The sequence below is a fragment of the Desulfofundulus thermocisternus DSM 10259 genome (assembly GCF_000686645.1).
Classification (GTDB): domain Bacteria; phylum Bacillota; class Desulfotomaculia; order Desulfotomaculales; family Desulfovirgulaceae; genus Desulfofundulus; species Desulfofundulus australicus.
The window spans coordinates 1-20,921 of the sequence record NZ_JMLG01000031.1; the positions used below are offsets into that span (position 1 = coordinate 1).

Annotated in this window: 18 protein-coding genes and 1 other RNA gene; 3 read left to right on the forward strand and 16 right to left on the reverse strand. The window is 54.7% G+C overall.

From position 1 onward, the window contains the following. The 6 genes from BR83_RS16015 to acsA form a co-directional block, all read right to left on the reverse strand. The coding region (locus tag BR83_RS16015; protein WP_242839680.1) for a MerR family DNA-binding transcriptional regulator at positions 1-259 on the reverse strand (259 nt) is incomplete at its 3' end. 164 nt (positions 260-423) lie between these two features. Further along, a non-coding RNA gene (gene ssrS / locus BR83_RS16805) (6S RNA) lies at positions 424-605 on the reverse strand. A gap of 82 nt (positions 606-687) precedes the next feature. Then, positions 688-2,490, reverse strand: coding sequence for an aspartate--tRNA ligase (aspS, locus tag BR83_RS0113095; protein ID WP_027357452.1), 1,803 nt, complete (start codon positions 2,488-2,490; stop codon positions 688-690). Between the two features lie 115 nt (positions 2,491-2,605). Continuing rightward, positions 2,606-3,901 (reverse strand): histidine--tRNA ligase, encoded by a 1,296-nt coding sequence (gene hisS / locus BR83_RS16020; protein WP_051618249.1) that lies wholly within the window; start codon positions 3,899-3,901, stop codon positions 2,606-2,608. A 125-nt stretch (positions 3,902-4,026) separates the two neighbouring features. Next, positions 4,027-4,782, reverse strand: coding sequence for an AAA family ATPase (locus BR83_RS0113110; protein WP_027357453.1), 756 nt, complete (start codon positions 4,780-4,782; stop codon positions 4,027-4,029). A gap of 63 nt (positions 4,783-4,845) precedes the next feature. Beyond that, positions 4,846-6,528: an acetate--CoA ligase gene (acsA, locus tag BR83_RS0113115; protein WP_027357454.1), complete on the reverse strand. Its 1,683-nt coding sequence runs from the start codon at positions 6,526-6,528 to the stop codon at positions 4,846-4,848. Positions 6,529-6,721: 193 nt separating this feature from the next. On the opposite strand from acsA, the gene BR83_RS16025 reads away from it, so the two are divergent. After that, a complete protein-coding gene (locus BR83_RS16025; protein ID WP_051618251.1) occupies positions 6,722-7,462 on the forward strand; it encodes a two-component system sensor histidine kinase NtrB in 741 nt (246 codons plus the stop codon). A gap of 37 nt (positions 7,463-7,499) precedes the next feature. Here the strand turns inward: BR83_RS16025 and BR83_RS0113125 are convergent, their stop codons facing one another. From BR83_RS0113125 to BR83_RS0113175, 9 genes are all read right to left on the reverse strand, one after another. Next, positions 7,500-8,129 carry an MBL fold metallo-hydrolase gene (locus tag BR83_RS0113125; protein ID WP_027357455.1) on the reverse strand — a complete coding sequence of 210 codons (630 nt, stop codon included), beginning with the start codon at positions 8,127-8,129 and terminating at the stop codon, positions 7,500-7,502. Positions 8,130-8,169: 40 nt separating this feature from the next. Further along, positions 8,170-8,619, reverse strand: coding sequence for a D-aminoacyl-tRNA deacylase (dtd, locus tag BR83_RS0113130; RefSeq protein WP_027357456.1), 450 nt, complete (start codon positions 8,617-8,619; stop codon positions 8,170-8,172). A gap of 109 nt (positions 8,620-8,728) precedes the next feature. Further along, a complete protein-coding gene (galE, locus tag BR83_RS0113135; protein ID WP_027357457.1) occupies positions 8,729-9,724 on the reverse strand; it encodes a UDP-glucose 4-epimerase GalE in 996 nt (331 codons plus the stop codon). A 121-nt stretch (positions 9,725-9,845) separates the two neighbouring features. Further along, positions 9,846-11,996, reverse strand: coding sequence for a RelA/SpoT family protein (locus BR83_RS0113145; RefSeq protein ID WP_034635503.1), 2,151 nt, complete (start codon positions 11,994-11,996; stop codon positions 9,846-9,848). A gap of 121 nt (positions 11,997-12,117) precedes the next feature. Further along, entirely contained in the window at positions 12,118-14,961 is a 2,844-nt protein-coding gene (gene recJ / locus BR83_RS16030) for a single-stranded-DNA-specific exonuclease RecJ (RefSeq protein WP_157833024.1), read from the reverse strand. A 186-nt stretch (positions 14,962-15,147) separates the two neighbouring features. Next, a complete protein-coding gene (locus BR83_RS0113160; protein ID WP_027357459.1) occupies positions 15,148-16,857 on the reverse strand; it encodes an FAD-dependent oxidoreductase in 1,710 nt (569 codons plus the stop codon). Positions 16,858-17,007: 150 nt separating this feature from the next. After that, a complete protein-coding gene (locus BR83_RS0113165) occupies positions 17,008-17,295 on the reverse strand; it encodes an acylphosphatase (protein ID WP_034635505.1) in 288 nt (95 codons plus the stop codon). A gap of 174 nt (positions 17,296-17,469) precedes the next feature. Next, on the reverse strand, positions 17,470-17,667 hold the full coding sequence (locus BR83_RS0113170; RefSeq protein ID WP_027357461.1) for a DUF6485 family protein: 198 nt from the start codon (positions 17,665-17,667) through the stop codon (positions 17,470-17,472). Positions 17,668-17,744: 77 nt separating this feature from the next. Beyond that, positions 17,745-19,277 carry a YifB family Mg chelatase-like AAA ATPase gene (locus tag BR83_RS0113175; protein WP_027357462.1) on the reverse strand — a complete coding sequence of 511 codons (1,533 nt, stop codon included), beginning with the start codon at positions 19,275-19,277 and terminating at the stop codon, positions 17,745-17,747. Positions 19,278-19,523: 246 nt separating this feature from the next. On the opposite strand from BR83_RS0113175, the gene BR83_RS16035 reads away from it, so the two are divergent. Further along, positions 19,524-20,153, forward strand: a complete 630-nt coding sequence (locus BR83_RS16035) for a hypothetical protein (protein WP_051618255.1) — start codon at positions 19,524-19,526, stop codon at positions 20,151-20,153. A 293-nt stretch (positions 20,154-20,446) separates the two neighbouring features. Next, positions 20,447-20,593, forward strand: coding sequence for a hypothetical protein (locus tag BR83_RS17220; RefSeq protein WP_157833025.1), 147 nt, complete (start codon positions 20,447-20,449; stop codon positions 20,591-20,593). Positions 20,594-20,629: 36 nt separating this feature from the next. Here the strand turns inward: BR83_RS17220 and BR83_RS0113190 are convergent. Continuing rightward, positions 20,630-20,921: transposase domain-containing protein (locus BR83_RS0113190; RefSeq protein ID WP_027356148.1), on the reverse strand; the 292-nt coding region annotated here is incomplete at its 5' end.

The following is a 20,921-nucleotide window of genomic DNA, read 5'->3' on the forward strand; positions in this document are numbered from 1 at the left end:
CCCTGACGGTAAATCCGTTTTCCCGGGCGTACTGCCGCAGCCGTTCGATCTGCCGGTCCAGATTGCCTGCGTCAGCCTGCTTTTTAGTGGATACCCTGGCATAGAGCACAACTGATTCCTGCCCGTCAGTCAACTGACCGGACTGCAGCAGCCTGTTAAGTTCGTCCATAGAGTACCGGCGCTGGCCTCCAGGCAGACGGACGGGCTTGATTAAACCGCGCTTCTCCCAGTTGCGCAAGCTGTTCGGATGAACGCCCAATTTCTTTACCGCTTTACTGATGGTTAATAGTTCCATAATTTTATAATAACTGTTTTGTTATATTTTGTCAATATTTGTTGGCCTGTTGGTAACTGCTACAAACCTCCTGAACATGAGAAAAGGTTTCCGGCTTGCGGAGCCGGAAACCTTAAAGGAAACTTTACAGGGACCCCACTTATGCCGTGAACCCTCAAGTTTCTTGAACCCGGTCTCACAAGGTGGGTGCCCTCCTGGCTGCTTTTTGTGTCCTCCTGACGAGGCATACAAGCCACAGCCAGAGCCCGGGCTCCCTTTGTATAGGTGTTGGCTCAAAACTTCAAGGAGTTCACGCACACAGCAGGGTAATTGCCTTTGCAGCTATTATGTTAACACAAACCGCAGCCTTTGGCAAGGGTATCACGCCATCTACCTTACCACTTTTATTACTTTTACTTCTGTTTTGCCCTGACCGGCGGCAGGTGAAGACGAATATGCAGTTCCCTTAATTGCTCCGGGGAAACCTCCCCGGGTGCCTGGGTCATCAGATCTGTGGCGCTCTGGGTTTTGGGAAAGGCAATCACATCCCGGATGGTCTTCTTTCCGGCCATAAGCATAACCAGCCGGTCGAAACCAAAGGCGATGCCGCCGTGGGGAGGCGTACCGTATTCAAAAGCTTCCAGCATAAACCCGAACTTTTCCCGGGCTTCTTCGGGGCTCAGTCCTATGGCGGCAAACATCATTTCCTGCACGTCCCGGCGGTGAATACGGATACTGCCCCCACCTACCTCCGTGCCATTGAGAACCAGGTCGTACGCCCGGGCGCGTACCCGTGCCGGCTCCGTTTTCAGGAGGGGTATATCTTCCTCCCGGGGGGAAGTGAAGGGGTGGTGAACGGCAACGAAACGTTTTTCCTCCTCATCATATTCCAGGAGGGGAAAGTCAACCACCCAGAGGAAGTTAAAAGTATCCCCGGGAATCAGGTCCAGGCGCCGGGCCAGGTGCAGGCGTAAAGCCCCCAGGGATGCGGCCACCACCGCCGGCTGGTCCGCCACAAAAAGCAGCAGATCTCCGGGTTCAGCTTCCAGGCGCTTCAGGATGGCCTCGATTTCCTCACCGGTAAAAAACTTGGCAATGGGTGATTTAACCCCTTCCGGGGTAACAAAAAGGTACGCCAGTCCCCGGGCGCGGTAATTGGCCACATAGGCGGTTAGATCATCGATATCCTTACGGCTGAAATTGGCGCACCCCCTGGCGTTGATCCCTTTGACCTGTCCCCCGGCTTCCACCGCCGAAGCGAAAACCCTGAAGCCACACCCGGCTGCAATATCGGTAATGTCCTTTAATTCCATACCAAAGCGCGTATCGGGTTTGTCGGTGCCAAAACGGTCCATTGCTTCCTGATAGGAAAGGCGCGGAAACGGCCGGGGCACATGTACGCCGATGGTCTCCTGGAACAGATAGGCTATCATCTCTTCCATCAGTTCCAGGACATCATCCACATCCACAAAGGACATCTCAATATCGATCTGGGTAAATTCGGGCTGGCGGTCAGCCCGCAAATCTTCATCCCGGAAACAGCGGGTAATTTGAAAATAGCGCTCCATACCGGATACCATCAATATCTGCTTGAAAAGCTGGGGGGACTGGGGAAGGGCGTAAAAACGCCCCGGGTTCAAACGGCTGGGTACCAGGAAATCCCGGGCACCTTCAGGGGTACTCCGGGTTAACATGGGAGTTTCTATTTCCAGAAAACCATGCCTGTCCAGAAAATCCCGCACCGCCTTGGCCGCCCGGTGTCTTAAAATGAGGGCCTGCTGCATTTCCGGTCGCCTCAGATCCAGGTAACGGTAGCGGAGACGCACATTTTCGTCCACATCCACCCCATCTTCAATGTAAAAAGGTGGGGTTTTAGCTGAATTCAAGATACGCATGTCGCGGGCCACCACTTCAACTTCACCGGTGGCCAGATTGGGGTTTTCCGTACCTTCAGGACGTACCTCCACCTGTCCGACCACAGCCAGGACGTACTCACTGCGTACGGCCCCGGCTTTTATAAAAGCCTGGCCGGCGCGGTCCGGGCTGAAGACCACCTGTACCAGGCCGGAACGGTCCCGCAGGTCAATAAAGATCAAGCCCCCGTGATCCCGGCGTCGCTGCACCCAGCCCATCAAAACCACTGTCTGGCCGGCATGCTCACGGCGCAGCAGGCCGCAGTGATGGGTACGTTTCCAACCTTGCATTGTCTCGATCATGCCGTCATACTCCCCTTTGCCTGTACTGTAGATTTCTGCCGGTCCAGCCCGTAGCACCCACGGATTCATCCTTCTTCTACCTGAATCCGGCTTCCCGGCGCAGATTCAAACCCTTTCAACTCCCGTACTTACCTTCACCAGAAACGTGCTTTAGACCATGCTGCCTGACTTCCCCCGCCAGGCGGTCCAGGGGGATCTCCCTCTGACTGCCCGCAGACATATCCCGCAGGGTAACCACCCCGCGTTCAAGCTCGTCGCTGCCCAGAATGACCACCAGGCCAACCCCGAGCTTGCCGGCATATTTCATCTGGGACTTTAAGCTGCGCCCCAGGTAATCCATATCCACCGCCAGCCCCTCCTGCCGTAACCTCTGAACCAGAACCAGGGCCCGGTCCCGGGCCGCTTCGTCGGCTGTAGCCAGGAATACATCCAGTTTTGGGGGCCGGGGGATTACAATACCCTGCTGTTCCATGGTGAGAAGAACGCGCTCCAGGCCGAGGGCAAAGCCAATTCCCGGAATATCGGGGCCGCCGCACTCCTTGACCAGGCCGTTATAACGCCCTCCCCCGCCAATGGAGTTCTGAGCTCCAATACCCTGGACCGTTATCTCGAAAGCTGTATTCGTATAATAGTCCAGCCCGCGCACCAGGCTGCGGTCCACCGTGAAGGCAACCCCCAGCTTTTCCAGCTGCTTTAACACGGCCTGAAAATGGGCCTCGCAATCGGGGCAGAGGTAATCCAGGGAAGTGGGAGCATCCTTCCCCGCCTCACGACACCGCTCCTCCTTACAATCCAGAATGCGCAGGGGATTGCGTTCCAGCCGACCCCGGCAGTGGGAACACAGCCTGTCCACCCGGGCCCGGAAAAAGTCCTGCAGTTTCTCCCGTAATACCGGCCGGCAACGGGGGCAACCCACACTGTTAATGAGCAGGTTCAGGTTTTTTAAACCCAGCCGGCCGTAAAAGTCCATGGCCATGGCTATTACTTCCGCATCCAGCGCTGGATCATGGGAGCCCAGGACTTCTACCCCAAACTGGTTAAATTGCCGGTAACGCCCCGCCTGGGGCCGGTCATAACGAAACATGGGACCGGTATAATAAAGTTTCACCGGCTGGGGACCGGCATACAGCTTGTTTTCCAGGTAGGCCCGAACTACCGCGGCGGTACCTTCCGGTCTCAAAGTGATGCTGCGCCCGCCACGGTCCAGGAAAGTGTACATTTCCTTTTGAACAATGTCGGTAGTTTCACCCACACCCCGTTCAAAAAGCTCCGTATGTTCAAAAATCGGCGTCCGGATCTCAGAATACCCGTACTCCCGGCAAAGACGGTGGATCACCTGCTCCAGGTACTGCCACTTTTCAACCTCGCCGGGTAGTATATCACTGGTTCCCCGGGGCCGGGTGGTTAACATGGGCTTTCCCTCCCATCAAGTTTTACCTTAAATCCAAAAACAGAATAAACTCCCGCCCTTGCCCGGACGGGAGTGCATCTTCCCGTAACTCCTGACCTTCATTGTATGCAAAAGGAAAAGTTTTGTCAACTTTTTTCAAGGCGGTCCACCAGTTCGTCCATAGCCCGGGTAAATTGATCCACCAGATCGCGGGATAAAAACCCCGCTTCACCCCGCATTTGCCGCAATTCCGGATGCTCGGGCAGAACCCCCGCCAGGGGTAGCCCCAAATCAAGTGCTGCTTCCCCGGGGGGTTCATCCACCACGGAAGGCATGCGGTTGTACAGCAACTGAAAATGTTCCGTTTTCACCCCATTTTCCCGCAGGCGTTCCAGAACCCCGGCTACATGCTGAAGATGATAGTGGTACCCGTCTTCCACCAGAAGAACCACGTCCGCCATGGATAGGATACGCAGAATATATTCCCGGACACCGGAGCGGGTGTCGAAGATAATTACCTCATGGGGCAGTTTCCTCAAATGGGTGACCACCACTTCCACCATTGCCGCTGCCTGTCCGGGGAAATCCACGGGGCTGGTGGCCAGAACGTCCAGCCCGGTATAGTGGTGCTGAACATAAGAGGCTACCTCCTCCGGGGAAAATCGCAGTCTGAAATAGGGCTGGCCCTCTTTTAACCGCTTATTTATTTGCTGGAGCCACTGCCCCAGGTTGGGCTCGGGCGACAAACCCAGTGCGCGGCTGAGCCGCCCTTCCCCTAGCACCATATCCACCAGCAGAGTTTTTTTCCCCCGCAGGCAAAAAGCGCCGGCCAGTTCCCGGGCCACCACAGTCTTGCCGCTACCTTCCCTGGCGCCGTATACGGCAATCATTTTCTGAGCCAAAAACCGCACCCCCGAAAAATATTTTGGAAGTGCTTATTCTCCGGCAATACCCCGGATTCCTGTCTACCCCCTGTTTAAACCCAGAACCCACTCTCTTAATACACGGCGGTCCACCCGGCCGTCCCTGGTCAGGGGAATGGCTTCCCTGACTTCAAATTCCCGGGGAGCGGCATGGGCCGCCAGGCCAGTCCTGACAAATTCCCTTAATTCCCCGGCCAGCTCATCCGACCAGGTATAACCGGGATTGAGAACAATGTAGGCTTTAACAATTTCTCCCCGCAATTTATCGGGTTTTCCGGCCACCCCGGCCCGGGCTACCGCCGGGTGCTCCTCCAGTTTTCTTTCCACCTCCGCGGGACCCACCCGTTCACCGGAGGTATTTATGACACCATCCAGGCGCCCCTGGAAGTAAAAGTAACCCTCCTCGTCCCGGTAAGCGGCATCCCCCGAAATAAACCAGGGCCGGTGGCGGAAATATTCTTCATAACGCGCCGGGTCATTCCATACCGCCCGGAACTGGGCCGGCCAGCCGGCACGAATGGCCAGGTTGCCGATCCTGCCCGGGGGCAGCTCCCGGCCCTCATCATCCACTACGGCCGCCTCTATTCCCGGAAATGGAAGGCCAATGGAGCCAACCTTAACCGGCATGCAGCGGTAATTGCAGATCATATTCATCCCCGTCTCGCTCATCCACCAGGTATCATAGATGGGAAGCCCCAGCTTTTCCAGGCTCCATTCCATAACCTCTTGCGTAAGGGGCTCGCCCACGCTCAGGATATGGCGCAGGCGGCTTAAATCATACCTGGACAAAAGTTCGTCGCCGGCAGACATGATCATGCGGAAGGCCGTGGGAGCGCTGTACCAGACCGACACCCTGTACCTGGCCAGGGTGGCACACCAGTCCTCGGCATTAAACCGGCCTCCCCTTACCACCACCGGAACCCGGAGCAGCCAGGGAGCCAGAAAACCGTAAGCAATGCCGGTAATCCAACCCGGGTCCGCAGTACACCAGTAAATATCGTCCGGACGCAGGTCGTGTACCCAGCGGGCGGTAATTAATAGACCGACCATAATGTTGTGCACATGGACCAATCCCCGCGCCCGTCCATCGGCTCCGGAAGCATAAAGGATAAACAAAGGGTGTTCCCGGCCCACCCATTCCATGGAGGGAGTTCCTTCAACCCGCGACATCTCCGCATGCCAGTCCACCGTACCGGCCGGTATATCTTCTCCCACCACAAAAACATGCTTCAAAGCCGGCAACTGTGCCAGGGGCAGGCGTGGGAAAAGCTCGGGCGTGGTTACCACAGCCACCGCCTGGCAATCTCCCAGGCGATCCTTAAGGGCTTCGGCCATGAAAGCTTCAAAAAGGGGAACCACCACTACACCCAGCCGGGCAGCCCCCAGAAAGCTGATATAGAGTTCCGGGCTGCGGGGCATAAATATTCCCAACCGGTCGCCCTTCTGCAGGCCGTACTTTTTCAGGACCGCAGCAAAACGGGAAGATTCATGCTGTAACCGGCTAAAAGTATATTCCTCCCGTCTCGCACCCGCTTCGAAGTAAAGGGCCACTTGCTGGCCATATCCATCTTCCACATGGCGGTCCACAGCCTCATAAACGATATTTACTCTCCCGGTAGTGGACCAGCTGAACTCCTTTTCAACACTCTGAAAACTAAACTCTTCCCTGGCCCGGATATAATCCTTCAGGTTGTGTTCTCCCGGCAGGGCAGGAATAACCAGCATAACAACCTCCCCCTTTCCATGTACATACTCCCCAAGAGGGATCTTCTTTGTTTGTTGCGATTCTTCCTGCTTGCCACAAAATACAAAATTGTTACTTATGTGACATAGTTCTCATTTTCACGACATTGGCAGGATTGAATGAACCAGAAAGAGAAAAGATTAACAGATGAGGAAGAAAGGAGGGTAAGAAATTTTGGATAGTGTCCAAACGGGAATTGAAAAGCTGGCCATTATGGGTCAGCTGGCGGCACAGGTGGTACACGAGATAAAAAACTCGCTGACCACCATAAGAGGATTTCTTCAGCTTTTAAAAGAGAAGCAGTATGATTCCAGCCGGCAGGAATACCTTGATCTAATGCTGGAAGCCATAGACCACGCCAATAACATTATTACCAATTACCTGCACCTGGCCCAGCCCGGTAACAACTCCTGCCGGAAAATCTATGCTCCCCAAAAACTGCTCACGGAAGTTTCCATGCTTATGGAAAGTGAAGCTGCCCTTAAAAATATTTCTCTAAAAATGGTTATCCCCAAAAACCTGCCTCCACTTTTGATAGACCCCAAACAAATTAAAGAGGTACTGATCAATATTATCAAAAACTCGCTGGAAGCCATGCCCGACGGTGGCGAGATAACCATCAGGGCTTGTTGTGATAACCGGAAACTTTATATTGCCATTTCCGACACGGGAACCGGTATAGAGGAACCTGTTCTTGAAAACATCTTCGAACCCTTTTATACCACCAAAGCATCCGGTACAGGCCTGGGACTGTTCATTGCCAGGCAGATAATACATAATCATAAGGGTGAAATTACGGTAAAAAGCATACCCGGCAGGGGTACCACCATGTTTATCACCCTCCCTGTATTATCCCGGGAGGAAAAACCCGGTTATATGGATATCCAGCATCAAACCCACTCCCTTTTTACCTGAGGATAAGAAAAAAAAGCCGGAATTCCGGCCGCTAACATTACCATCTATCGTTCAGGAAAGGGTTATACCTGGCTTCGTCACCAATGGTGGAAGATGGACCGTGACCGGGCAGTACCCTGGTTTCCGGCGGGTAGACCAGAAGCTTCTCTTTAATCGACTGGATCAGTTGCTGGTGATTGCCCCCGGGAAAATCGGAACGGCCCACCGACCCCGCAAAAAGGGTATCTCCGGTAATCAAGCTATCTCCAGCCTCCAGGCAAATACCGCCGGGAGTGTGGCCCGGAGTGTGAATAACCCGCAGGGTCAGCTTGCCTATACTGATCGTATCCCCATCCTCCAGAAGACGGTCCGCAGGAGGGTAGGTAACGGAAAGGCCCATGTAAAGGGAGAGGTTGCTGCCGGAGCTGGTGAGCATGTGAGCATCATCCCGGTGGATGAGCACCCGGGCGCCCGTAGCTTCCCTGACCTGTCCCAGAGCGCCAATATGGTCAATATGGCCGTGAGTTAAAATTATGTAGCGGCATTTCAGCTCCAGTTGCTCCAGACGGCGTAAAATACGCCCCCCCTCGGCCCCGGGATCCACCACGGCAGCCTCCTTTGTTTCCGGACAGCCGATAATGTAGCAGTTGGCTTCCATTGACCCGACGGGAAAACCCTCCAGAATCAAAGGACATACCTCCTTAATCTTTTTAAGAATACATTTTACTTTAAAACTCCTTTTTGCTATCCAGGAGCAGGGTCACCGGCCCGTCGTTAATAATTTCCACCTGCATGCTGGCACCAAAAACACCGGTGAACACTACCAGACCTTCGTTCCTCAGCAGGCTGACAAAAAATTCGTACAGCTCCCGGGCCTGCTCCGGCCTGGCTGCCCGGTCAAAGCCGGGCCGCCTGCCCTGCCGGCAGTCACCGTAAAGGGTAAACTGGGACACGACAAGCATTTCTCCCCCTGCCTCCAGGACCGAACGATTCATTTTGCCCTGGCTGTCTTCAAAAATGCGCAGCCGGGCCACCTTTTGCGCCAGGTAACGGGCATCATCCACCCCATCATCCCGCCCGACCCCCAGCAGTACCACCAGCCCGGGCCCTATAGCCGCCACCCGTTCTCCATTTACCGTAACTGACCCCCTGGTTACCCGTTGTACCACTGCCCGCATGTTTCCTTCCCTCTTTCACCATTTCCCACCTTTGATAAATTCATGCTTGCGGTAATATCCTGGATACAGTTTACATCAGGCAGGTTGGGGATTCAATAAGCCAGGACCTTTAATTTTCATAACCTTCCGGGTGCAACCGGTACCATTCCCAGGCTGTGCCGATGATGGTTTCCAGGTCCCCGTAACGCGGGCGCCACCCCAGCTCTTTCCTTATCCGCCGCGAAGAAGCCACCAGCACGGCCGGATCACCCGGACGCCGGTCACCCTCCTTTACCGGGATATTGCGGCCGGTTACCCGACAAGCAACCTCTATTACTTCCCGAACCGAGTAACCCCGCTCATTTCCCAAATTATACACGGCGGAAGGGAGGCCGCCTTCCAGGGCCTGCAGGGCCAGCACATGGGCTGCCGCCAGGTCGGTAACATGAATATAGTCCCGCACGCAGGTCCCGTCAGGCGTGGGATAATCGGTCCCGAAAACGGTCACCCCGGGATATATCCCCAGGGCTGCCTTCAGCACCAGGGGAATGAGGTGGGTCTCCGGCCGGTGATCTTCTCCCAGTTCGCCATCGGGATCAGCTCCGGTTGCATTAAAATAGCGCAGGCAGATATATTTTATGCCATAAGCTTTATCGTACCAGCGCAGCGCTTCTTCAAATGCCAGCTTGGTGGCCCCGTAGGGATTGGTGGGCCGCAGGGCATGGTTCTCTTCAATGGGCACCTGTTCCGGCTCGCCGTACACGGCCGCAGTGGAGGAGAAAATGAAATAAGGCACTCCCGCTTCCCGCACCGCCTCCAGTAAAGCAAGACCCTTGATTACGTTGTTCTGATAGTAGAGGGACGGGTTGGCTACCGATTCGCCCACCAGGCTCAAAGCGGCAAAATGCATAACAGCCCGAATGTCACGATTTTTCAGCAGTTCCACCACCAGTTCCCGGTCGGCAATGTCCCCCTGGATGAAATCCGCCCCGCGGAGAAGCTGCATAGCACTCCGGTGTCCCCGGAAAAGGTTGTCCAGCACTGTTACTTTATAACCCGCCCGGAGCAGTTCCTTGACTGTATGACTGCCGATATAACCGGCCCCGCCGGTAACCAGAACATGCATAAAAAACCTCCTCAATTAAACAATTCTATGCGCAAGAAAAAAGAAACCCTCTTTTCCCCCTTTAACCGGGGGTTAAAGGGTGCTTTAAAGCCGGAAGGCATTTCGAAAAGCGGCAAAGTTATCAACTTGTACGCCTGACTTCGTAAATGTCCCTGACCCTGTTAATGCGGCTGATGATTAAGTCAAGTTGCTCCTTGCTTCTCAATTCCAGAAGCAGCTCAATAACCGCCTGCCGGTTTTTCAGCCCCCGGGCATTTACCCAGTTGGCGCTGATCTTCAGTTCGCTTAAAATGGCCATAACATCACTCAAAAGCCCTGCGCGGTCCATTCCGGATACTTCCAGTTTAACCAGGAAGGGTGACTGGAAATTACCATCCCACGATACTTCCACCAGGCGGTTGCTTTCCCCCCGCTGGAATAAAGCCACGTTGCGGCAGTCCACCCGGTGGATGGATACCCCCCTGCCCCGGGTAATATAGCCAATAATGGGATCCCCGGGTATGGGGTTACAGCAATGAGCCAGGCGGATGAGAAGGTTGCTCATCCCTTTAACCTTGATTCCGGGAGCGGATTCCGCATTCTGGGAGGGAGTTTTCACCCTGCCGGGCTGGACGTCTTCAGACGGAGCTTTAGGCGCCCTGGCTTCTTCCCTGATACGGTTGATTACTGCCTGGGCGGTAATGGTCCCGTCGCCTATGGCGGCATAAACATCCTCCACCGTGGTCAGGTTGAAACGCCGGCCAAACTGGAGAATCTTCTCCCCTTTTAACAGTTCCACATCCACGCCATGCTTGCGGGCCTCCCGCTCCAGGGCCTCCCGCCCCCTGCTGATGTTTTCCTCCCGCTGTTCTCTCTTGAACCACTGGCGTATGCGGTTTTTGGCCTGGGAAGTCTTTACCAGGTTCAGCCAGTCCCGGCTGGGCCCCACCGCGTTTTTGGACGTGATAATCTCTACTATATCGCCATTCTTCAGCTGGTAGTCAAGGGGCACCAGGCGCCCGTTAACCCTGGCACCTACACAGCGGTGTCCCACCTCGGTGTGTACCCGGTAAGCAAAATCTATGGGCACTGATCCTGCAGGGAGTTCCAGAACATCTCCCTTGGGAGTGAAAACAAACACCGAGTCGGAGAAGAGGTCAATTTTCAGGCTTTCCATAAACTCCCTGGCATCCCGTAACTCACGCTGCCACTCCAGTATTTGCCGCAGCCAGGCCAGTTTCTGATCCAGATCCCGGTCCGTTTTGCCACCTTCCTTGTACCGCCAGTGGGCGGCAATACCGTACTCTGCCGTACGGTGCATCTCCCACGTACGGATCTGGATTTCCAGGGGTTCGCCCTGCGGGCCGATAACAGTGGTATGAAGGGACTGGTACATATTTGACTTGGGCATGGCAATGTAATCTTTAAAACGCCCGGGTATGGGTTTCCACAGGGTATGCACCGTACCCAGGACGGCATAACAGTCGCGGATCGAATCCACAACCACCCGCACGGCCATTACATCGTAAATCTCACTGAGGTCCTTATTTTGCTTGGTCATTTTATTATAAATGCTGTACAGGTGTTTGGGGCGCCCCTGGATATCGGCAAAAATACCTGTTTCTGCCAGCTTGCGCCGTAAAATCTGAATGGCCGCCTGGATATATTCCTCCCTCTTCCGTCTGGTCCGGGATACCCGCTCGGCCAGCTCGTAGTATTTCTCCGGCTCCAGGTAACGAAAAGACAGGTCTTCCAGTTCCCATTTCAGGTGATATATACCCAGGCGGTGGGCCAGGGGTGCGTAAATCTCCAGGGTTTCCCTGGCTATTTCCTTTTGTTTTGTTTCGTTGTGATACTTAAGTGTGCGCAGGTTATGCAGCCTGTCGGCCAGTTTAATCAGGATTACCCTGATATCCTGGGCCATGGCTAAAAACATTTTGCGCAGGCTTTCCGCCTGATGCTCCTCCTTGGACCGGTACTCCAGGCGGTTTAATTTGGTTACCCCGTCTACCAGCAGGGCTACCTCATCTCCAAAGGTAGCTTTGATTTCCTCCAGGGTGACACCGGTATCTTCCACCACATCATGTAGCAACCCGGCCACCAGGGTTTGCAGATCCATCTGCAGGTTGGCCAGGATATTGGCCACCGCTACGGGGTGGGTAATAAAAGGTTCCCCCGAAAAGCGCTTCTGGTTGCGGTGGGCCTCCTCCGCGAAGCGGTAAGCCCTGCTCAACAAAGATACGTCTGCCTCCGGATGATATAAAATTACCCTGTGTACCAGGCCCTGAAGCATAGAGGTCACTTCCCTTGAAGTACAAGCAAAAACTGTTCCTTAATATAATTATACTGCATTAAAGAGCCCGTGTGGATCTACCCGGCATGATTACATGACTGAAAAACGTCAAAAACCCGGATCAAAACCTGGCAATTACCCTTTGAGGTTGACAACCGGTAATAATATCCCGTAACGGGGCTTTTAAAACATACTCCTGCCAGCTCAGGGCCTCTTTTTTAAGCTGGTGCAACCGGCAGTACGTGGGGGATGCACTTAAAGACAGTTTTCGCCCCCCAGCAGGGCACATAATAACCGGCCACCCGCTCTTTTCAGACCGCCACTTTACCAGTCCCAGCTCAAAGAAAACCTTTAAACCCAGGGCTACCGTAAAATCCTGAGCCCAGGGGCAGCCATTGCGGCGCAAAAGACCGGCCAGCCAGCGGGAAAAGTTATCCTCTGAGTCCACCTCCCGCCGGCCACGCGCAAGGGCGTTGCTCCCACTGCTGGTTTGGGACAAAATAGAATACAGCCTGGCCAGGGGATCCCTATCCGGCGCCAGGGCCGCCAGGTAAAAACAGGCCTCCCGCATGTCTTCTTTGCCGAAAAGCAACCAGAGAGACCGGATTTTTTCCACCAGGGCAACAGCCAGCAGGATTTCCCATTCCTCACGGTGGTAGGGCAGGTTATAAATTACCAGGTTTTCGGCACCACTACCGGCCAGGTCCAGGGCCAGAACCGGTGTGGTCAGCAAAACATTGATCTCTCCCCCGGCAAAAAGCTGGCACAGCTTTTCCCGCTGCTGGCTGCTTAGCCAGGGATGGCAGAAAGCCACCCGCCTTCCGGAACGGTAGCAAGCCCGGCGCAAAAACATTGCCAGTTCCACAGCCCGGTGAGCTGAAGATACAACCACCAGCAGACGCTGCCGTACATCGGCCAGCCTGGCCAGCCGGGACGGCCGGGAGGGTTGCTCCCGCAAATCTTTTACCTGAAAAGGTAGCTCTAAAGGGAGCTGCAGGCTGCGCGCCGGCTCCTCCGCGTGACAGGCCACCTGGAGAAAAGGCTGCTGAAAGCCCGGGCTCCCGGGAATTTGTTTTAAGCAAGCAGGTCCTTCCTGCTCACTTACCGCCAGTATCCGCTGGATAAATTCCGGCCAGAAGAAGGAAGGTTTTTTATAAATTGTTTTTAAGGTACCGGTTAATTGATTAATTAAATTATCCTCCCCAGCCTGATCCGGAGCAAGGCCAGGTTTTTGTACCCCCTCCCACCTGCCATTGCGGCGCAAATCCTTAATCTCCAGCTGCACTCGCACATCGCCGTTCCAGCGATCCAGGGAAGGCACAAAGGCCAGTTCTACTGCTTCCCCGGGCGAAAGATTTTCCAGGTGGCCCGCGAGATCAAATCCAATACCGTCCCGGACCACCCCTTTCTCCTGCAGCAGCAGTTTTAAGTGACGCCCGTCCCGCCCGACTTCCCGGCAATTTATCACCGCCGCTCCAGAGCAGGCCAGCAACGGCTCGGGGTTACCGTGGCCGTGAGGACCAAGGCCGTCCAGTTCAGTTACCAGCTCACAGGTCATGTCTTCCAGGGAAACCAGGGCATCTATTTCCAGCCTGGGCTGCAACAGGTCCGGTGAGAGGGCAACGGCGGCATAATCATTGAGGGCCTGGCGCAGGCCATCCACCCGGTCGGCAGGCAGGGTAAAACCGGCTGCTCCTTCATGTCCCCCGAAGGAGAGCAGGTGTTCACGGCAATGGGATAGCGCCCGGTACAGGTGAAAACCGGGAATGCTGCGGCCCGAACCTTTTCCCAGACCTTCATCCAGGGACACCAGCAGCACCGGCCGGTACAGCATATCTACCAGCCTGGAGGCCACAATACCTATGACCCCCGGATGCCACCCGGGAGATGCCAGCACCACCACCGGATCCCGGTCGCGCCCCAGGGCATCCAGCATCCCCAGGGCTTCCGCCAGAACCCGGGACTCCACCTGCTGACGTTCCCTGTTCTCCCGATCAAGCTGTGCGGCCAGCTTTTCTGCCTCTGCGGGATCACGGCTGAGCAGCAGTTCAACAGCCACCCGGGAATTACCCATACGACCGGCAGCATTGAGGCGCGGGGCCAGGGCAAAACCAACCTCTCGCACCCCTATTTTTTCCGCCTTCACCCCGCTGGCCTGCATCAGGGCCTGAAACCCCGGATTACTGGTAGCGGCCAGCTTTGGCAACCCGTACTTTACCAGAAGGCGGTTCTCCCCCAGGAGAGGAACAATATCCGCTACCGTACCTACACAGGCCAGGTCCAGGTAATCATGCCAGGCGGTTTCACCCTCCCCCGCTGCCTCCAAAAGGGCCTGGGCCAGCTTAAGGGCTACGCCAACCCCGGCCAGATCTCTGAACGGATAAAGCGATTCCTTCCGCAGCGGGTTAATTACCGCCGCTGCCGGGGGTATTTCTTCCGGAACCTGATGGTGATCGGTAATGATAATTTCCGGCCCGCCGGCCCCAAGAGCCGCCTCCACTTCTTTTTTAGCGCTGATCCCGCAATCAACGGTAATGAGGAGGTCTACCCCGGACTGCCGTGCCCAGTGCACAGCCTCTTCATGCAAACCATAACCTTCAACCAGGCGATGGGGTATGTAATAATCCACCCGGGCACCCAGCCGCCTTAATACCTGAACCATAAGGGCGGTAGCTGTAACACCGTCAGCATCGTAATCCCCGTAAACCAGAATATTCTTCCGTTTCTCTATAGCCGTAAGAATTAATTCCACTGCCCGGTGCATGTCCGGCAAAAGGTAAGGATTTCCCATCTGGTTGATATTGCCCTGAAGAAAAAACCGGGCATCCTCAGCCGTCAGCACTCCCCGGTTGACCAGCAGGCGGGCAAGTAGAGGTGAAATCCCCAGTTCCCGGGAAATGATGTGCTGCAGAACCGGGTTCCCTTCTTTTAAGTGCCATACCTTTTCTTTTACCATTTTCTGCATAATTTCTACCTCAAGTAGATTATAAATGAATACCTGCGGCACTGGCAACGAAAAGATCAAGGGTGCCCGCTGCCCGCAAAACGGCACAAAAAAAGTACCCGCTGGAAAAGCGGGCACCCCGTATTGTTGACAGGCTCCTGGGAGCGACGGGTAAAACAGGGCACATCCCTGTTTATTTTTTCAGGATTATTTCTGGCGCGGTCCGGTTTCAAGTTCGAAAGGCCAGGCAACAATTCCCCCTTCGAAGAAGCTCACGTTTGTAAAGCCCAGGCTTTCCAGGATGGTCTGGGCCTCCCAGCCCCGCAGGCTCAGCTTGCAGAAGGTAACGATCTCCCGATCTCTGGGTAACTCCGCGGCCCGTTCCCGCAACTTGCCCAGGGGTATGAATACCACATTGGAACCGGGCAGCCGCACTTCGTTAAACTCGGCCGGCGTACGGACATCCAGGAGAATGAGCTCTTCCCCTGCGGATAAACGTTTTTTCAATTCCAGGGGATTGATGGACCTGGCCCGCCCGTCAATCTTGTTACGCAGGCAGTTGGCCGCATGGGTAATGGGGTCGAGGGCGGTGGAAAAGGGAGGTGCGTAGGCCAGATCAAAAGCAGCCAGCTGATCCACCGTAACCCCCATGCTCAACGCCGCCACCATTACATCCAGCCGCTTGTTAACGTCCCCCGGACCCAGGATCTGGGCACCCAGAAGCTTACGGGTGGAAGAATCAGCAACCAGCTTGATGATTATGGGCTTGCTTCCCGGGTAAAAATGGGCCCGGTCGGGAGCAGAGCAGATAAAGGACTCCACATGGTAGCCCAGGCGGCGGGCTTCGCTTTCGGTAAGACCTGTGCGGCCGATAATCATCTCAAAAACTTTAAGTATGGCCGTTCCCAGTACCCCGGGGAAGGATTGCCGGCCACCGGTAACATTATCACCAATAACCCGGCCGTGGCGGTTGGCCACAGAGCCCATGGGAGTATATACCGGCCGGCCTGAAATGAGATGTACATTTTCCACACAGTCCCCGCCGGCATAGATATCCGGATCAGACGTCTGCAGGTACGCATTAACTTTTATGGCTCCCGTCTCCCCGAGCTCAAGCCCGGCTTCTTTAGCCAGTTCCACCCGCGGCTTTACCCCGGCGGCAATAACCACCAGATCTGCGGGGAAGGAACCGGCCGTGGTTACAACCCGTGCAACGGCACCCTGTTCATTTCCCTCAATGCGTTCCACCCTGTTCCCCAGGAACAACTGCACACCTTTGCCGCGCAGGACCTTTTCCACAAGAATGGAGAGTTCAGGGTCCAAAAGGGATGATAAAACATGGTCCATCATTTCAAAAATGGCGATTTCGGCCTTTGTCCCCAGAGTATCGGCCAGTTCCAGCCCTATTAAGCCGCCGCCAATGATAACTACCCTGCGGGCACCCTGTTCAACAGCCCGGCGGATGGCCTGCGCTTCCTCCAGATTCCCCAGCGTGTACACTCCCGCCAGGTCTGCCCCCGGAACGGGCAGCCGAACCGGCCGGCTGCCGGTGGCCAGAACCAGCTTATCGTAGGGAAGAGCGCTGGTTTCCCCGGTTGCCAGATTGGTTACCCGTACGGTTTTATTTTTCCGGTCGATGGCTTCCGCCCTGGTGCCGGTGAGCACTTTGATATCTTTCACGCTGCGGAAGAAAGCCGCGTCCCGGATCACCCCCACCGGTGTGGCCATAAGCTCTTCATGCCTTTCCACCGTACCTCCGATATAAAAAGGCATCCCGCAACCGGCATAGGACAAAAAACTGCCTTCTTCCACAATGGTTATTTCCGCATCGGGGTCACAGCGCCTGGCCCGGGCGGCCGCCTTCGGACCTGCTGCCACGCCGCCAATAATTAATATTTTTTTTCTCCCTTTTTCCATGATCATTCCCCCTTTAACAATCCCGGTTAAACCCGTTATGGATAAACCCAATATATATTGTTATTTCGCGATAATATGATGGATTCCTTTTGGATTTTAAAAAAATGTTAAAAAAATACCCCCATGCTGTGAACAGGGGGTCCTTGCAGGCTATACCGTGGGAGCAATGGTAAAATCCTTAAATTCCCCCCGGTATGGTTCATCAATGACCTCTACGTTTTCCACCCGGGAGGAAGGTGAGCCTTCCCGGCACCAGCCAAGCATCTGCTCTACCGCCGCCTCATCACCCTCAAAAACCGCTTCCACCCGTCCATCCCTTAAATTGCGCACCCAACCGGTCAGACCGAGTTTTTGGGCCGTGTCCCGGGTATAGACACGGAAGTACACTCCCTGTACCTTACCGCTGATAAAAACGTGCTTGCGTACCAAACCCAGCACACCCCCTCTGAAAACGTTCTTCGTTCAAAGCTTTAACTTCAAACCACGGGGTGCCCCTGCTTCCTGCCGTAAAAAGGCACAGAAAAGACACGGTTATACGTGCCCGCTCTTCGCGGCCGCCTGGATCAGCCCGGGAAATGGGTGTATGGGAACGAGAGCAGGCACATGAGCTCCTTAACTGGAGCGGTAACAACTGATAAAGCGAGAAATGGAGCGATCATACGTCTTTTCCACTTCCGGCGGGAACAGGCAGCCGGGCAGCTCGTTGTGCTTGCGGTGATAAGCAATACACTCACAGCACTTTCCTTTCCGGGAACATGGTTCATAGGTGCAGGTGCATTGATTTTTATTTTTTTGCACGTGGCATTCCATTATCCAACACCTCCAATAAATTAACAATTTGCTCCAGCATAATCTTATCCCAGGAATTAACCGCAGGCAATCATTTTCTAACCTGGCCAGTACCTGGCCTCCAGGCTGCGGTATTGCACCGCCTCGGCCAGGTGGGCGGCGTCAATGACGTCGCTCCCGTCAAGATCGGCAATTGTGCGGGCCACTTTGAGCACCCGGTCATGGGAACGGGCGCTCAAGTTCAACCGGCGGAAAACAGATGCCAGCAGAGACCTGGCTTCCCTGGAAAGGGAACAAAAACGGCGGACCTGGGCCGGGGTCATCCGGGCGTTGCAGGAAGTCCCGCCAGGACCAAAGCGCTGGCGCTGTATGTTCCGCGCCCTTTCCACCCGCTTTTTGATTTCCGAAGATGGCTCACCCGGCTCCCGGCCGGCCAGGTCTTCATAATCCACCCGGGGAACTTCCAGGTGGATGTCGATGCGGTCCAGCAGAGGGCCGGAGATGCGCCCCAGGTATCGCTGCACCTGGTAGGGAGTGCAGGTACATTCCCGGGCCGGATCACCAAGAAAACCGCAGGGGCAGGGATTGGCAGCGGCAACAAGCATCAGACTGGCGGGATAGGTCACTGCCCCGCTAACTCTGGAGATGGTTACCACTCCGTCTTCCAGGGGCTGCCGCAGGGCCTCCAGCACATCCCGGTGAAATTCCGGCAGTTCATCCAGGAAAAGGACGCCGTGATGGGCAAGGCTGATCTCCCCGGGACGCGGATGGCGGCCGCCGCCAATCAGGCCCACCGCGGAGGCACTATGGTGGGGGGAACGAAAGGGTCGCTGCGTTACCAGGGGTTCTCCGGGCTTCAGTAAACCGGCCAGGCTGTATATTTTGGTGATTTCCAGTGCCTCCTCAAAAGTAAGGTCGGGTAAAATGCCGGGCAGTCTCCTGGCCAGCATGGTTTTACCCGAACCGGGAGGGCCGATCATGAGCAAATTATGTCCCCCGGCAGCGGCCACCTCCAGTGCCCGACGCACCGCAGCCTGCCCGCGCACATCGGCCATATCGGCTCCATTTCCACCGCGGTTTAACAAAAGCAGCGGGTCCACCTCGTAGGGGGAAATTTGTTCTTCCCCGCGTAAAAAACGGGTCAACTGCCCCAGGCTCTCTACAGGATAAACCTCCACTTCCCTGGCCAGAGCGGCTTCGGCGGCATTGTCCCGGGGCACTACCACTGCCCGCAAATCCTGCTCCCGGGCAGCCAGCACATTGGGCAGAACGCCGGCCACTCCCCGCACCTGGCCGTTTAAGGATAATTCCCCCAGAAATACATACCGGTCAACTGCGGATTGTTCCAGCTGCCCGGTGGCTACCAGAATGCCCACGGCAATGGGCAGATCATAGAGAGGTCCTTCCTTGCGCAGATCGGCCGGAGCAAGATTTACCGTTATGCGCCGCGCCGGAAACTCGAAACCGGAATTCTTCATGGCTGCGCGCACCCGGTCCCGGGATTCCCGGCAGGCCATGTCGGGCAACCCCACCAGATCAAAGGAAGGCAGCCCGTTGCTCACATCAACCTCCACCTGCACTACCTGTCCCGTTAAACCAAAAAGAGCCGTACTTTTCACAATGGCCAGCATGCAACTTACCTCCAAAGAACCGGCAAGAGAAAACTATGGTCACTTTTTCGCCGGCCCATCCCCACTTCCTGCTTGATGAAGCGCAATTTTAAGGGGCATAATTTGCAAATTCAGAATGCTTTCACTCCGGATACTTAATTTAATTACTGGATAAAGAGAATTGTTCCTTTTCCTGCTGGCTGGCCAAAGTTACGGGGAATATGCTATATTCAAAAAGGACAGGCTTTTCCCAGGGGAGGTAATATTATGCCTGAAGTGCTCGGCAAAATTGAAAAACCTTCCGTCAGCAGTTTCCAGGAGGGTAGGAAGATTTACCTGGTGCCTTTAATTTACACCCCCAGAGAGGTGCCCGAAGATCTTAACGTTAAAATCAACACATACTGGGAGCAGGTTGACCGGCAGTTAGCCGCGCTGGAACGGAAAATGGGGCCGGTTAAGAAAATTTACCACGAATCCCTCGCCGTAAGCGGAGAAACAGGATTGAATATTCTGGAGAAGTTCCACGAAAAGAGCTACAGGATAATTAAAGAGAGGTGCGACCGGGGAGCTTCCCTGGAAGCTACCGAGGACATGGAACTTTTTACCGAAAGCATGGATTGGGGCAACTGCCTGTCCGTAGTTATGAGCCAGAAAACTTTTGATATCATAAGTAAATTTTACCGGGAGGCCAGCGAAAAAAGATTTGCCCATATTTCCCGCCGGATTGACGAGACTCTGGGTGAAAAAGAAGCAGGGTTGCTTTTTATCCGGGAGGACCACGGCGTCCAGTTCCCGGCCAGTATCCATGTATTTTATGTGGCTCCCCCGGCCCTGGACGATATTCACCGCTGGTTCAGGGAAAAAATGAACGCCCGGAACGAGCAGAAGGGAAGCTGATTCTCATAGCTTTAGCTCCCGGTTCGTTGGCCGGCGACAGTATTTCAATTTTAGCTGTGCCAGATAACGGTAAATAGAAGGACGACTAACCTGTCCTGTACTTTACTCTTTTATGAATGCCGTTTGAAGCGGCATTTTTTGTTTAAGCCGTAAATTATTTTGTTTTTCCTCACAGGATTTTGTTTCCTCTTGTAGAAGAAATAGCTTTGGAACAAGTGTGCAAAAGTGCCACAGTCTGATAAAATTGGAGTTAGCTTTTAAAATCCGAGAACGGAAGGAAGTGAACCACGGTTGTGCGGGTAAAGATCAGCATGTTTCCCCGGGAGGATACAGGCGTAATCAACATTTCACTGGACTTCCGCCGGCACTTCATCTCCTTCACCAAAACATTGCTCCAGTCCACCCCCTTTTTCAGCCGTTTTGACGTAAGCGTAAAATAAACCCCACCTTGCAATCAGGTGGGGACATAATCTGGCTTATTTATTAGCCCTGCAGACAGGGGGCAGCGAATCGGACCAGGGGAGTAACTGATCCAGGGCGTTACTGTCTTTAGGGTTCAGGTTGGGAAGTTTTTCAAAAAGATAGCTGAGGTACTGGAAAGGATTCAACCCATTCTCCTTTGCCGTTTCTATGATGCTGTAAGTAATAGCGCTGGCCCGTGCACCCCGCGGAGTATTGGCAAACAACCAGTTCTTGCGGCCAATGACAAAGGGTTTGATCGACCGCTCACTCCGGTTGTTATCCAGTTCCAGGCGCCCATCCTGCAAA